Below are 14450 nucleotides of genomic sequence, written 5' to 3' on the forward strand. Positions count from 1 at the left end.
CTTAAATCGCTTTATTTAAAGTCAATATAAAAACATATAAGTTATTGATAATCAATTACTTATTAATATATACCATTAAAACCGATATATCTGAAGGAGAAACACCAGAAATTCTAGAAGCTTGACCTAAAGTACGAGGTTTTATTTTAAATAATTTTTCTCTGGCTTCTTTTGAGATGGAAACAATTTTATTATAATCAAAATCTGGATTGATTTCTTTGTCTTCCATTTTCATCATTTTCTCTACAATATCGTTTTCTTTTTCAAAATAGCTTTCGTATTTAATTTTGATCTCTGCTTGCTCAATTGTTTCTTTGTCTAACGATGAAGTTTTATCAGCCAGCGGTTTACTCACTTTTATTAAATCTAAAAGACCAACTTGCGGACGACTCACCAAACTATGTAGTTTTACATTTTGATTTAAAGCGCTTGATCCTAAACTTTCAAGCATTGGATTTGCATCAGCCATTTCAATTCCTTGAGTTCTGGTAAATTTTACCAATGCATCGGCATTGGCTATTTTTTGATTTACTTTTTCTAAGCGCTCATCACTAATTAAACCTAACTGATGACCAATAGGGGAAAGGCGAATATCTGCATTATCTTGCCTTAATAATAATCTATGCTCGGCTCTTGATGTAAACATACGATAAGGTTCTTCCGTACCCTTAGTTACTAAATCATCAATTAATACACCAATATAACTTTCTGATCTTTTCATAATCAGTTCGTGTTTATCGGTTATTTTTTGATGTGCATTTATTCCTGCCATAAATCCTTGGCAAGCTGCTTCTTCATAACCAGTTGTTCCATTAATTTGCCCAGCTAAAAATAAATTAGAAATTAATTTAGTTTCCAATGTTAAAGACAATTGGGTAGGTGGAAAGAAATCGTATTCTATCGCGTAACCTGGTCTAAACATTTTTGCTTGCTCAAATCCTGGAATTTGTCTTAAAGCTTTAAATTGTACATCTTCTGGTAGAGATGTAGAAAAACCATTAACATAAATTTCGCAAGTGTCCCATCCTTCAGGTTCAACAAAAATTTGATGTCTATCGCGTTCAGCAAAGCGGTTAATTTTATCTTCAATAGATGGGCAATATCTTGGTCCTAATCCTTTAATACGTCCAGTAAACATAGGAGACTTTTCGAAGCCTTCTTTTAAAGTTTCATGTACTTCACTGTTGGTATAAGTGATCCAGCAACAACGTTGGTCCGTTGGTAATTTAGTATCTGTGAAAGAGAACTTGCCACGATCCTGATCGCCCCATTGCTCTTCCATTTTAGTATAATCTAAACTTCTTCCATCAACACGGGGTGGGGTGCCGGTTTTCATTCTGCCAGCTTCCATACCCAATTCTACTAACTGTTCTGTAATACCAGTGGATGATCTTTCTGCGGTACGACCGCCACCAAATTTCTTTTCTCCAATATGAATTACGCCATTTAAAAAGGTACCATTAGTTAGTACTACAGCTTTACTTTCTATCTCTATACCAAGAGAGGTTTTAACTCCATATACGGTATTATCTTTAACAAGTAAACCTACAACACTATCTTGCCATAGGTCTAAGTTTGGGGTTCTTTCTAAAGCTAAACGCCATTCTTCGGCAAAGCGCATTCTATCAATCTGTGCTCTTGGACTCCACATTGCAGGGCCTTTAGATTGATTAAGCATTCTGAATTGAATAGTTGTTTTATCTGAGATAATACCCGAGTATCCACCCAGGGCATCAACCTCACGCACAATCTGTCCTTTGGCTACGCCACCCATAGCAGGGTTACAACTCATTTGGGCGATGGTGCCCATATTCATTGTTATAAGCAAAACAGAAGAGCCTAGGTTAGCAGCAGCAGCGGCAGCTTCACATCCTGCGTGCCCTGCACCAACTACAATTAAATCGTATTTTGAAAACATTTTTATCTTATTTCCTTAATTGTTCCACGTGGAACAATTTGTTTTTTTACTCTAATTTTCTTTTAAATTCTAATGTTCCACGTGAAACATAAACGCAGAAACGACTTTAGAATTGTTTTAGTTTTATTCTGAAAGTTCTAACCAACGCAAAGTATATTCATCAAGCGCTACCTTTAAAGAATCTATTTCGTTTGTAACTTCTTGGATTTTGATATAATCTGTTGCGTCTATTTTTAATAAACTTTCTGTTAATGCGGCAATCTTTTCTTCCGTTAAAGACATTGCCTTTTCGCTATCTTCTAATTCTTTTTGCTCTTTAAAACTTAATTTTTTTACAGTTTTAGTCGGAGCTTCTGGAGTAGGGGTAGAGGCTTTTTTTGTTTCAACTTTAACCTTTGGTTGGTCTAAACTTATTCTATATTCAGAATAATTTCCATTGTAGATTTTAACAACACCTTCGCCTTCCATAATGAAAAGTTGATCGCTCATTTTATCAAGAAGATATCTATCGTGAGAAACCAACATCAGAATACCAGGGAAGTTTTCTAAAAATTCTTCCAGTACGTTTAAAGTATCAATATCTAAATCGTTGGTTGGCTCATCTAAAATTAAGAAGTTTGGGTTCTGCATTAAAACCTTCATTAGGTTTAAACGTTTCTTTTCACCACCACTTAATTTTTCTACCATGCCATGTTGCTTCTTTGGTGGAAATAGAAAAAGTGTTAAAAGTGCAGACGCAGTAATAATAGAACCATCTGCCATTTTGATATATTCGGCATCAGATTTTACAATATCAATTACTCTTTCTTTTGGATCAAAAGTTAAACCGCCTTGTTTGTAATAACCAAAAACAGTAGTTTCTCCTGTGTCAACTTTACCAGCATCTGGAGTTAACTGACTTGTAATAATATTTAGAAGTGTAGATTTTCCCGTTCCATTTTTACCAGCCAAGCCAATTCTATCTCCTTTTTTAAAGGTATAACTAAAATCATTGATAATAGGGCGGCCATCAAACGCTTTAGCAACATGTTCAATCTCAATAATCTTACCGCCTTGCCTCGCCATCTTCATATTAAGGGTAACACTCTGATTATCAGACTTTTTCTTTGTTTTTTCCTCTAAATCGTAAAAAGCATTGATTCTTGCATTAGATTTTGTGCCTCGCGCCTGTGGCATCCTCCTCATCCACTCCAATTCTTTCTTTAATAGCTGTTGGTTCTTATGTAAAACCGTTGCATCTAAGGCTTCCCTTTCGCTTTTCTTTTCTAGGAAGTAAGCATAATTTCCGTTGTAATTAAAAATTCTGCCACGATCTAACTCTACAATGGTATTGCAAACGTTATCTAAAAAGTAACGATCGTGTGTAACCAATAGAATGGTTTTTTGTCCAGTAGTTAATAGTTTTTCTAACCATTCAATGGTGTCAATATCCAAGTGATTGGTTGGTTCATCTAAAACTAAAATTTCAGGATCTTCAATTAAAAGTTTAGCCAAGGCCAAACGTTTCTTTTGCCCTCCAGAAAGCGTAGATATTTTTTGTTGCAAATGGGTTATGCCCATTCTGTTCAAAATGGTCTTAATCTCATGCTCATATTCCCATGCATTATGCTCGCTTAATTCTTCATACAAACGATTAAGAGTGCGTTCATCAGGATTAGGGTTTTCGATTAGTTCCTCATATTCTTTTATCAACTGTTGTTGCTTATTTTCTAAAGAGAAAATAAAATCACTTATAGAATCACCTTCATTAAACTGAGGGTCCTGATCTAAAAAGCCAATTTTAACAGCTTTATTTTTTACAATTTTACCTTCGAGGGGAGGAAATCTTTCGGCAAGTAATTTCAATAATGTACTCTTACCTGCACCATTAATACCTACAAGCGCTACGCGTTGACCGGAATTAATACCCAGGGTTAAATTTTTAAATAGCCATTCGTCATGGTAACCATGACCTAAGCCTTCTGCCGCAATTAAAGTGCTCAAAGTTTTTTGTGTTTCGGATTTTTATAAAAGAAAATTACAGCAAAAGTAAGTATAAAATATTTGGATATAGAAACCTGGAAAACGCTTATTACAAATCAACTACTTATAATTAAGTAATTAGAGCATTATGAAGGATAGAAATGGCCTTAAAAAACAAAAACAGCTAGAGGAATCGCTCCTCCGCTGTTTGATCATTAACTAAAACTAAACTTTATCTTTATTTGATGGATTAGAATAATGTTTCTAATAAATCAACTTTTAAATCATCGTAACGGGATGCATTGTATGTATTTACTGGAGTAGTACTTACGTTGGTATCTCCGGCTGAGAAATTATTCATGTTTACTTTTGCAATTGTGCCTAAAACCGCTGTATAGCTTTCTGTAGATCCACTTAACTTTAAAGATGCGCCATTGTTAACTACTGTATTTAAATTTACCGTATTTGTATTGATATCTGCAGTTGCTAAATCGTTTAAGGAAACTTTAAGATTTAATAAATTAAAGGTTCCGCTGGTGCTTACACTTGAGTTATTTGAAGCTTCTATTGAAGATATATTGTTTACGTGTGCAATAACCGTTAGTGTTTCTTTGTTGAAGGAACTGATACGTAGTTCACCATTTTGTTGTTGAACTAAAGCATTTTTGGTATAGTAACTATCGTAAACCTGAACGCTTTCTTTAGCATCCTGAACAAGAATTAATTTTACATTGCCACTGATGCTGATTTTACTTATATTTTTTACCGACGTGATGTTGGTATAACTAGAATTGTTTTCTGCTGCATTAACTGCTGTTGCTGATGTTAGAACTATTGCTGTTAAAGCTGTTGCGAATAATGTTTTGATAGAAGTTTTCATAACTGTATATTTTTAATTTTTTAAATCTTTTTGTTGTTGTTTTGAATATAAGACGGTGATTGTTATTAAACGTTTCACCCGATTTGCGTGTATTATACCAGCATGAGTTAATTATAGACGAACGCCCGTAATTATTAGACGAACGGGAGATAAAAATTTGTTTAAAAAGTAAAAAACACTGAATAATAAGAAAATAGAAGGCTGTACTTCAATAATTATTCAGAATGCGAAATGAATTTATTCTTTGAAGAATAAAGGAAAGACTAATAGGATAGAAGAAAATTATCTTCTGGCTGTTAAAGGTGTGTTAGTAGTGGAAAGTGATTTAGAACGCTTAAATCAGCTCAAATTCGGTTCTTAAAGCAAGGTATTCATCTTCCTTTTGCGTCATTAGGGTTTTTGCAGGCTTTCCTTTATCCTTATAGCCTAATAGATGCAGGGTTCCGTGAATCATAATGCGACAAACTTCATCAAAAGGTGTGGTTTTAAAAGTAGCTGCATTTTCGTTAACACGATCTATGCTAATGAAAATATCACTCACAATATGTTTTTCTTTCTCAGAGTTATCAAAGGTGATAATATCTGTGTAAGTATCATGGTTTAAATATTGTTGATTGATGCCAAGTAAATACTCGTCGCTGCAAAAGATGAAATTAAGTTCTTGCAATTTATACCCTTCTTTTTCGATAGAAGCTTTAAGCCACTTTCTGATTTTAATCTTTTGAGGCAGGTTATAACTTATTTCTTCTGAGAAAAATTGTATTGCAGGCATATTTCTATTATTAAAGCGGCAAATTTAATAATTAATATTTATAGGATAGAGTTACTGCGCTGTTCTTAAAGATTTCAAATATTCTGCAATTTTATTTTTATAGTAATAGTTTAAAGATGGGGGCAATTTTTGCAATACATCTGTACCATTTTGCTGTTGTTTTTTGTACTGATCTAGCATTTTTTGATATGATGGCGGAAACTCTTTTGCTGCCTTACTTTCTCTTTTGCTATCTTCATCCTGGTCTCGTTCTGCTTTTTCGGCATCCAATAATTTGGTTAAAAGTTCTTTTTGGCGTTGCATGGTTTCTTGTTGTAGGCGCTTATTTACCAAGTCAGATTCTGTTTGTTTCATTTCCTTAATAGCCTCATTTAAATTTCCCATTTTACCCGTACCATCCTTATTATCTTCGCGGTTAATTTTTTCAAGCGCCTGCCTTATCATCTGTTGCTGTTGAGCCATTTTACCAAACTCTTTACTCATTTCACCTTTACCAACAGTACCCTGATTACCAGATTTTTGCATTTGTTCTCTGGCTTTTTGCATACTTTTATTTAGTTGCTCCTGCATTTGAGAGAGTTGTTTCATACTTTGCTTTTGCTTGCCTTTACCACCTTTAGAGTTTTTAGACATATTTTGCAACTGATTTAAAGCTTCACTCAACATTAACGTTAAGTTGTTTATAGAAGTCATCGTAAACTGTTGATATCTATTGGCTTCTGGAGTTCTTCTCTCTCCTAAACTTTCTAAACTTTTATCGAGGTTAAAATTTATTTTATTCATTTCCTCGTTTACGCTCGATTCAATTTGCGGTACACGTTTGCTTAAAGCATATAAACTATCAGCAATGGTTTTAAGGTTATCCTTAATGTTGCGTTGTTTTTGAACGTTGCCAATATAAGATGGATCAGCAGCTGTCATTTTCTTGAGCGTTAGCATTACTTTTTCCTGCTCAAATGAAGTATTTAAAAGATTTTCTAGTAAACGACGGAGTTCTTTGGCATTTAAGTTATTTTCCATTTCTTCACCCTGCTGCTGCATGTCGCTCATCTTTTTTGATAGCTTTTCCATTTGTTCGGCAGCTTTCTGCTGTTTTTGACTAGCAGTTTTAGAATCCTTATTGTCTAATGCTTCTTTACTATCTTTTTGTTCTTTCTGTATATCCTGCAAATCTTTTTCAGGATTTTCAAATGGATTTGGTCGCTCCAAACCCTGGTTCTTTTTCTCCAGCTCTTTAATATCTTTCTTTAAGTCGTTAAGTTCCTTATTTAAAGCATCTTGCTTTTCCTTTAAACTATTAATATCCTGCTTTTTGTCTTTGCTTTTTTCACCTAGTTCTTTTTGTTGTTTGGCAAGATCATTTAGTCTATCAATATCATTTTGAAGATTTTGCTCAAACTCCAATTGTTTGTAAAGCTCCAAAATCCGATCTAATTCATTTTTTAGCGTTTTATTATCCAACTGCATTTTAGAAAGTTCATTCTGTGTTTGGTCTTTATTGCGCTCATTCATCAGGTTTTGAAGTTTCTGCAATAAATCCTTAGTTTTTTCATCTAAAACGTTGTCGAATAAATCTTTAATCTGTTTTTGTTTCTCTAAAAGCTCTTCGGTTTGCTGTTGGTCTTCTTGTTTTTGTTGTCCGTTTTTATCATTTAAATCTTTAATTTCTTTAACTGCCTCTTCAAGTTGTTTTTGTTTATCAAGCAGTTGTTCAATTTGCTTTTTATCCTCAAAAGAAATCTGTTTTTTATCAATTAAACTTTCGGCAACTTTTTTACTTTCCCTTTCAATAGTTGAAGCCAAGCGAATAGCCGATTGCATTTTTTGTTTTAAAGCCTGGTTGTTGGCATTTATTTGATCAACGCTTTCTTTTTTACTAGGCTGTTTAAAGGTTTTAATTTCAGAGCGGGTAACTTTTGCACCATTTACAGCATCATTATCTGCAATTTCAAAATAATACTCAAGGCTTTGACCTGCTTTTAATGAAGTTGTTTTTAAATCCCAGAAGTAAAAAAAATGATTTTCAGGAACATTACTTTTTATCGGAATGTTTTTGGTTACTGTTGATATAACCTTATTATTTTCTTTAATGTTGTACTTAAAACTTAGTCTGCTAAAGCCATAATCATCGGTAACCTGACCAGAAAAATATAATGCTTTATTGCTTACAGAATCTGGTTTTTCTTCTACTGATATGCCTGGCGACTGATCTTTTATCACCGTAATTTGATGGGAGAGGGAATCGCTTAAGGTTATAAATTCGTTTTTGGGTGTAATGCTATATTTCGAGTTGGTTTTTATAATAGCATTAAATGCCGATTCATTACTTTGTATGTTTAAAAGATGCGCTGTTCCATTTAAGGTAAATAATAGTTGGTTACTTTTAGCCGTTTTAAAGTTCCATGTAATTTTTGTTCCTTCAGGTAAAAGCAAATCGCCAACATTTGAAATTTCTTCATTCTTTTTGCCCAAATATGCAGGATAATTTAACAGTGCGGTAACACCTAATAACTCAGGACGAGGTTTTACGGTAATTGTAAAAGTTGAAGAACTAAATCCACCGCCTTTAAAAATCAATTTCTTATCGGTTTGAATATTTTTTATGAGGTAGTTAAACTGGCTGATATTAATTTTTTCGAGTTTATAAGTGTTCTTGCCATCCTCTACATATACCTCTTGTGGTAATTCGTTCCCACTTAATTTCAAATTCAGCGTTAAATCATCTCCCTGAGTAGCTGTTAGCTTCTTATTTAAAAGGCTGAAATCAAACGGCGCTTTGGGCGCAATGTATTCATTGTATTTTAAAAAGCTATGCGTACCTTCTTTTAAAATGGCAGGCGCAACAATGCCAATTAATAAGATGATGGATAGGGGAATAAACAGGTATTTTAAATATTTTCTATTGTCATTAATTCTTACTGCGGTGTAAAACGGAACGGGTTTTAATTCGAGTATTTTCTGATCAATACTAGCCAAAATTAACTGGTTATTTTCAGGAAGTGTTTCTGCTTGTTTGTGGAGTTGTAAGGTATTTAATAGTTTATCCTTTATATCTGCAAAATGGTTTCCAATAATAATAGATGCTTCATCAAAAGAAATGTGTTTGCCTAATTTCAGCATAGCCAACAAAGGTTTCACAATTAAAATACCAATTAGGAAGACACCGATTAAAAGGTAAGCAAAAAAGATAAATGTCTTAAAATCTGCCCCTGGATGCAGGTAATATAAACTTAAGAAAACAAGGAGGTAAAGGCCCAGCAATATCGCGGCAACATAAATGCTTCCCCGTAAAATTTTATTTAAATAAAACTTTCGGATAAACTCATCTATCTTTTTAATCAGCTCGTTATAATTGTTGCCAGCCATATTTGTAAATGTAAAAATATATGAACTGGATAAAAAGAAAAATAATAAATAACCACGAAACATTATTTGGTTTACTGTGCTTACATTGCGTTAATGTAACAACATCATAAAGTTAACTTTTGATTTATATAAATAATCTATTTTTGGGTTTATTGAATGATCCCAAATACGATGAAATCTTTTTCTACACTTTTACTAATTATGATGGTAACATCAGCATCTTTTGCCCAAAAATTTAACTGGAATAAAAACCAGGTTATTGCACATCGCGGCGCATGGAAAAAAAATAATCTACCTCAAAACTCCATAGCCTCTTTAAATGAGGCGGTTAAGATTGGATGTTATGGCTCTGAGTTTGATGTTTGGATGACAGTGGATAATATTTTAGTTGTAAATCACGACCCAGAGTTTCAAGGTTTAACCATAGAAAAAGTTACCTACGCCGAGTTGCTTACTAAAACAATGACGAACGGAGAAAAAATTCCAACGTTAGAAAGTTATCTTTTGGCAGGTAAAAAGCAAAAAACTACAAAGTTGATTTTAGAAATTAAACCATCCTTAATTAGTAAGGAGCGTGGTTTAAATGTAACCAACAAATCTATTGAGATGGTTCAAAAACTAAAGGCCGTTGATTGGGTAGAGTACATCAGTTTTGATTATGACTATTGTAAACGCGTTTTAGAATTGCTGCCAAATGCAAAAGTTGCTTACTTAAACGGAGATAAAACAGCTGAACAATTAAAGGCCGATAAATTAACAGGAGCTGATTATTATTATAGCGTTTACCAAAAAGATAACTGGATAGAAAATGCCCAAAAACTTGGTTTAACCGTAAATGCATGGACAGTTAATACCGTACCCGAAATGCAATGGCTTTTAGCACACAACGTTGAATATATTACAACTAATGAGCCTGAATTACTTTTTGAAGAAATAAAAAAAGCACCCATAGCTTTAGGGTGGAAACTTAAATGGGCTGATGAATTTAATGATAAAGGATTGCCATTAACTAAAAACTGGAACTATGATATTGGAGGAAAAGGATGGGGAAATAACGAATTACAATATTATACGGAAGCAGATACAGCAAATGCCGTTATTAAAAAAGGAAACTTAAATATTACAGCTATTAAGGCTGATAAAGAAAGTAATCATTACACTTCTGCACGTTTGGTTACCAAAAATAAATTCGACTTTAAATATGGTCGTGTAGAAGTTAGAGCAATTTTGCCTAAAGGAAGAGGGCTTTGGCCAGCAATATGGATGCTGCCAACAGATTGGAAATATGGTAATTGGCCAAAAAGTGGTGAAATAGATATTATGGAACATGTTGGTTACGAACCAGATACTGTTTATGGAAGTGTGCATACAGAGAAATTTAATCACGTTATTCATACGCAAGTTACCAAAGGCATTAAAATAGAAAATCTTTACAATGCGTACCATGTTTACGGCGTGGAATGGACTAAGGATAAAATCGAATTCTTTATAGATGACCAGAAATTTTTAACTTTTAAAAATTCAGGAAAAGGAGCAGGAGAATGGCCATTTGATCAAAACTTCCATGTGATTTTAAATTTAGCCGTTGGAGGCAATTGGGGTGGTAAAAATGGAATAGATGAAACTATATTTCCGGCAACTATGAAAGTGGATTATGTAAGGGTATTTGAAAAATAGATGAATAAAGGCCCTATAAATACCCGTTTCTAGGGTTCACTTTTGTGCGAAATTTGCATCAATCTCATTACATGTTTTTAAATTAATACGCTTTGTCTAAATTGCGGTATCTAAGCTATATTGTATAAATTATGGACTCACGTAGAGAATTTTTAAAAAAGGCAGCTTTATTTGCCGGAGCTACGGGTATGGTTAATGCCCTGCCCAGCTCTGTAGTTAAAGCAATGTCAATCAATCCCGAGCCTGGGAGCACGTTTTACGATGCAGAGCACATTGTGTTTTTAATGCAGGAAAACCGATCATTCGATCATATGTTTGGCGCAATGAAAGGGGTACGAGGGTTTAACGATCCGCATCCGCATATTCAGCCCGATGGTAATAAAGTTTGGCTGCAAAAAGATTTGGCAGGCTACACTTATGCCCCTTTTCATGTGGATATTAATAAAACTAAAATTACCTGGCAAGGTGGTTTGCCGCATTCGTGGAACGATCAGGTGGCTGCTAGAAATGGCGGACGATATGATAAGTGGTTACCCATTAAATCGCCGATGACTTTGGCGCATTACGATAGGAACGATATTCCTTTTTATTATGCCATGGCTGATGCTTTTACGGTTTGTGACCAGCATTTTTGTTCGTCTTTAACTGGAACAACCCCAAACAGGTTATTTTTCTTTACAGGAACTATTAGAGGTGAAAAAAGCGAAAATAAAATTGCCGTAGTTAATAACGACCAGGCAGAATCACAAAACAATGTTTTTGTAGATTGGCCAACTTTTCAAGAAACCTTGGAAGATAATGGTATTGATTGGAGAGTTTATCAAAATGAACTTTGGACATCTAAACTTCCGGAGGGAGAGATTGATGATTGGTTAGGTAATTATGGTGATAACCCATTAGAGTATATCAGCAGACATAATGTAAAGTTATCTGCCTATTTCAGAAAAAACGGAGATAATACTGTTAAGCCAGCATTGAGCGCTAAAGAAGTGCAGGCAAAATATGATAAACTTTCTCAAAAAGAAAAAAACTTAATTGATAAGGCTTTCCAAACCAATATCGATCAGTCTGATTATTTAGAGCTTGCGCCTTTTACTTTTACCAATGATAAGGGCGAAAAGGAAACAATTAATATTCCGAAAGGAGATATTTTTCATCAATTTAGAAAAGATGTAGATAGCGGAAAACTCCCTCCAGTATCTTGGTTGGTTGCACCTCAACGTTTTTCTGACCACACCAGCTCACCTCTTTATGGTACTTGGTATGTAAGTGAAGCTTTGGATATTTTAACCAAAAACCCAGAGGTTTGGAAGAAAACTATTTTCATTTTAACATATGATGAAAATGATGGTTATTTTGATCATCAACCGCCATTTGTAGTGCCAAACCCGAACGATGCTTCTTCAGGAAAGGTTTCTCAAGGAATTAATTACGCTACAGATTTTGAAGCCAGAAAAGGAAGTCCGATTGGAATGGGATATCGTGTACCGATGGTTGTTGCTTCGCCATGGAGTAAAGGTGGTTTTGTAAATTCGCAGGTTTTAGACCATACTTCTTCGCTCATGTTTATGGAGAAATGGCTAACAAAAAAAACCGGTAAAAATATAAAGAGCAATAATATTAGCGATTGGAGAAGGGCAGTTTCCGGAGATCTAACTTCAGTTTTCAGACCTTATAATGGAGAAGCAATAAAATCTCCTGATCCATTAAAACGCGAGGTTGTAGTTACAAATATTGGTAATGCTAAAAATAAACCCGCTCAGATAGGGCCAACGGCATTAAACAAGAATGAAGTTGCTAAAATTAATAAGAACGAAGCTTTTTCTGTACAAACTTCGGCGTACATGCCAAAACAAGAAAAAGGAGCAAAGCCAGCCTGTGCATTGCCATACCACTTAAATGTAGATGCTGAATTAATTAATAACGAAATTGAAATTTCTTTTCAATCCGTTAAAACGTTATTTGGTAATGCTTTAGAAACTGTTGGAGCACCTTTTAATATGAGTACTGTTTCTAAATTTAAAGGAGTTGATGGTAAAGTTTGGGCTTACACAGTTAAAAGTGGTGATGTTATAAAAGATAAAATTAGTTTAGATGATTTTGACAATAACATTTATGATTTTTCGATAACCGGTCCAAATGGCTTCTACAGGGTTTTTAAAGGAGATAAGAAGAACGCCCATTTAAATATTAAAGCTTTTGCAGAGCAGAATGGATTGGTTACAAAAAAATTAACAGGAAGTTTAGTTTTTTCTTTTGATAATAAAGGTGCTTTACCCGTTACATTGCAAATTGTAGATAATAAGTATAAAGCTGCTCCGCAAAATGTTGTAATTAAGCCAAAATCTAGTACAATGGTTGTGCTAAACCTTTCTAAAAATGGTAATTGGTATGATTTCAGCATCTCCCAATTAGGTAATACTTTGTTCAAACATCGGTATGCAGGAAAAATAGAAACTGGAGATATTACAACAACAGACCCGTTTATGGGGGCAGAAATACATTAAAATTCTGTTAAATAACAAAGGCTTTGCAATTTGTAAAGCCTTTGTTATTATATGCTAAAGCAATTAATTTAATGGTTTTGGTGTGCCACAATCAGCTCCAGAGCCTGATTCTAAGCCTGGTATAGCGCCATCTGGGCAATAGCTTGTACAAGAATGGCTTGATTTTACAGCACCTATAATGCAAAAACAACTACAGCCCGCAGGCGGAATTTTACCACCACCCATTACGTTTTTTAGCTCTGTTCTCGATAATTTTTGGAATTCTTTTAAATTTTTCATGGTTTTGTTTTTAAATGTTAGTTATTTAAAAAAATGATTTGGTTCAAAGCGTTACTATAAAAATACACTAACGCTCTTATCAAATATACAAAACCGCTTAATAATTAGTTTGTTGCCGCTGATTAATGTTACAAACATTTGCTTTGCGCATACGCGTTAACATTTAAATAACCATTATAAAAGAAAATGTAAGAAATAAAAAAACTAAAATAAAACAGGAAGTTCTACTTGTGTTTTATCCCATCCGGCAATTAAGTTTGCACCACTTTCAGTTTTAACAAAAGTTAAAGAGAAATACTCTATTGGTTTAGCTAAAACCTTAGCAGGAACTTCTACACGCACAATATCTTTTGATTGATCGTAACTAAAAGCGCCCCATTTATCGGTTTGGCTATTGATGATAAGTACCCATTTATCCTTGTCAGGAATGGCAAACAAGCTGTAGGTACCAGCTTTAATTTTCTTGCCTCCAATACTTACTTTCTTGAAAAATTTAATTTCAGTATTTTCATTGGCGCCAAAACGCCAAACTTTACCATACTGTTCTAAAACGCCAAAAATTTCACGTCCTTTTTTTTGCGGACGTGAATAAATAACTTTTATTACAGGTTTAGAAACGTCACCATCTTTAGCTTTAGGTGCGTTTAAAGGAAAGTAAACAATATCTGCAGGACTTGGATCTGCTACTGCAAATTTAATCTCGTCTTTTGCGGCTTCCTGAGCCTTTACTCCAAGACATAAAAAAGCGAAAACAACAATAAAGATATTCCTCATCTGCTGCGAATTATTTTATAAAGTATGAAATAAAGAGGTAAACAGCCTCTGATTTGAAAAAACTAATGAATTAGTATTTTCTGCCTTTTACAATAGCATTTAAAAATAAGCCTGCTGATAACAAACCTAAAATTGCACCTACGAAAGCAAAAATATAACTCTGGGTAATGATTACTGCTGTTAAAACACCAAAAATTAAGCCCAAAGCATAATAAAGCCAGTTGAAATTGTTGCTGCTGTTTTCTTGTACACTCATGTTTTTTATTATTTGGAGGCAAAGTTAATATTTATTTTAAATTTTAATTTGCCATAATA

10 protein-coding genes are annotated in these 14450 nt (G+C 33.9%); 2 read left to right on the forward strand and 8 right to left on the reverse strand.

Annotated elements, in window-relative coordinates; translation table 11 throughout:
• Window positions 1-55: 55 nt before the first annotated feature.
• From mnmG to EHC72_RS13480, 5 genes are all read right to left on the reverse strand, one after another.
• Window positions 56-1918: a tRNA uridine-5-carboxymethylaminomethyl(34) synthesis enzyme MnmG gene (mnmG, locus tag EHC72_RS13460; RefSeq protein ID WP_131538232.1), complete on the reverse strand. Its 1863-nt coding sequence runs from the start codon at window positions 1916-1918 to the stop codon at window positions 56-58.
• Between the two features lie 123 nt (window positions 1919-2041).
• The gene (locus EHC72_RS13465) at window positions 2042-3901 is read right to left on the reverse strand and encodes an ABC-F family ATP-binding cassette domain-containing protein (RefSeq protein ID WP_131538233.1); all 1860 of its coding nucleotides are present in this window, start codon (window positions 3899-3901) and stop codon (window positions 2042-2044) included.
• Between the two features lie 229 nt (window positions 3902-4130).
• Window positions 4131-4760 (reverse strand): GIN domain-containing protein, encoded by a 630-nt coding sequence (locus EHC72_RS13470; protein ID WP_131538234.1) that lies wholly within the window; start codon window positions 4758-4760, stop codon window positions 4131-4133.
• Between the two features lie 334 nt (window positions 4761-5094).
• On the reverse strand, window positions 5095-5532 hold the full coding sequence (gene ybeY / locus EHC72_RS13475; protein ID WP_131538235.1) for an rRNA maturation RNase YbeY: 438 nt from the start codon (window positions 5530-5532) through the stop codon (window positions 5095-5097).
• A gap of 51 nt (window positions 5533-5583) precedes the next feature.
• Window positions 5584-8898 (reverse strand): DUF4175 family protein, encoded by a 3315-nt coding sequence (locus EHC72_RS13480; protein ID WP_131538236.1) that lies wholly within the window; start codon window positions 8896-8898, stop codon window positions 5584-5586.
• A gap of 171 nt (window positions 8899-9069) precedes the next feature.
• On the opposite strand from EHC72_RS13480, the gene EHC72_RS13485 reads away from it, so the two are divergent.
• A complete protein-coding gene (locus EHC72_RS13485) occupies window positions 9070-10575 on the forward strand; it encodes a glycerophosphodiester phosphodiesterase family protein (protein ID WP_131538237.1) in 1506 nt (501 codons plus the stop codon).
• Between the two features lie 131 nt (window positions 10576-10706).
• Window positions 10707-13082, forward strand: a complete 2376-nt coding sequence (locus EHC72_RS13490) for a phosphocholine-specific phospholipase C (protein WP_131538238.1) — start codon at window positions 10707-10709, stop codon at window positions 13080-13082.
• 63 nt (window positions 13083-13145) lie between these two features.
• Here the strand turns inward: EHC72_RS13490 and EHC72_RS13495 are convergent, their stop codons facing one another.
• The 3 genes from EHC72_RS13495 to EHC72_RS13505 form a co-directional block, all read right to left on the reverse strand.
• Window positions 13146-13361 (reverse strand): hypothetical protein, encoded by a 216-nt coding sequence (locus EHC72_RS13495; protein ID WP_131538239.1) that lies wholly within the window; start codon window positions 13359-13361, stop codon window positions 13146-13148.
• Between the two features lie 204 nt (window positions 13362-13565).
• Window positions 13566-14135 carry a DUF2911 domain-containing protein gene (locus EHC72_RS13500; protein ID WP_131538240.1) on the reverse strand — a complete coding sequence of 190 codons (570 nt, stop codon included), beginning with the start codon at window positions 14133-14135 and terminating at the stop codon, window positions 13566-13568.
• Window positions 14136-14205: 70 nt separating this feature from the next.
• Window positions 14206-14391, reverse strand: a complete 186-nt coding sequence (locus EHC72_RS13505; RefSeq protein ID WP_131538241.1) for a hypothetical protein — start codon at window positions 14389-14391, stop codon at window positions 14206-14208.
• Between the last annotated feature and the right edge of the window lie 59 nt (window positions 14392-14450).

This window comes from Pedobacter nototheniae, assembly GCF_004335085.1.
In the GTDB taxonomy this organism is placed as follows: Bacteria; Bacteroidota; Bacteroidia; order Sphingobacteriales; family Sphingobacteriaceae; genus Pedobacter; species Pedobacter nototheniae.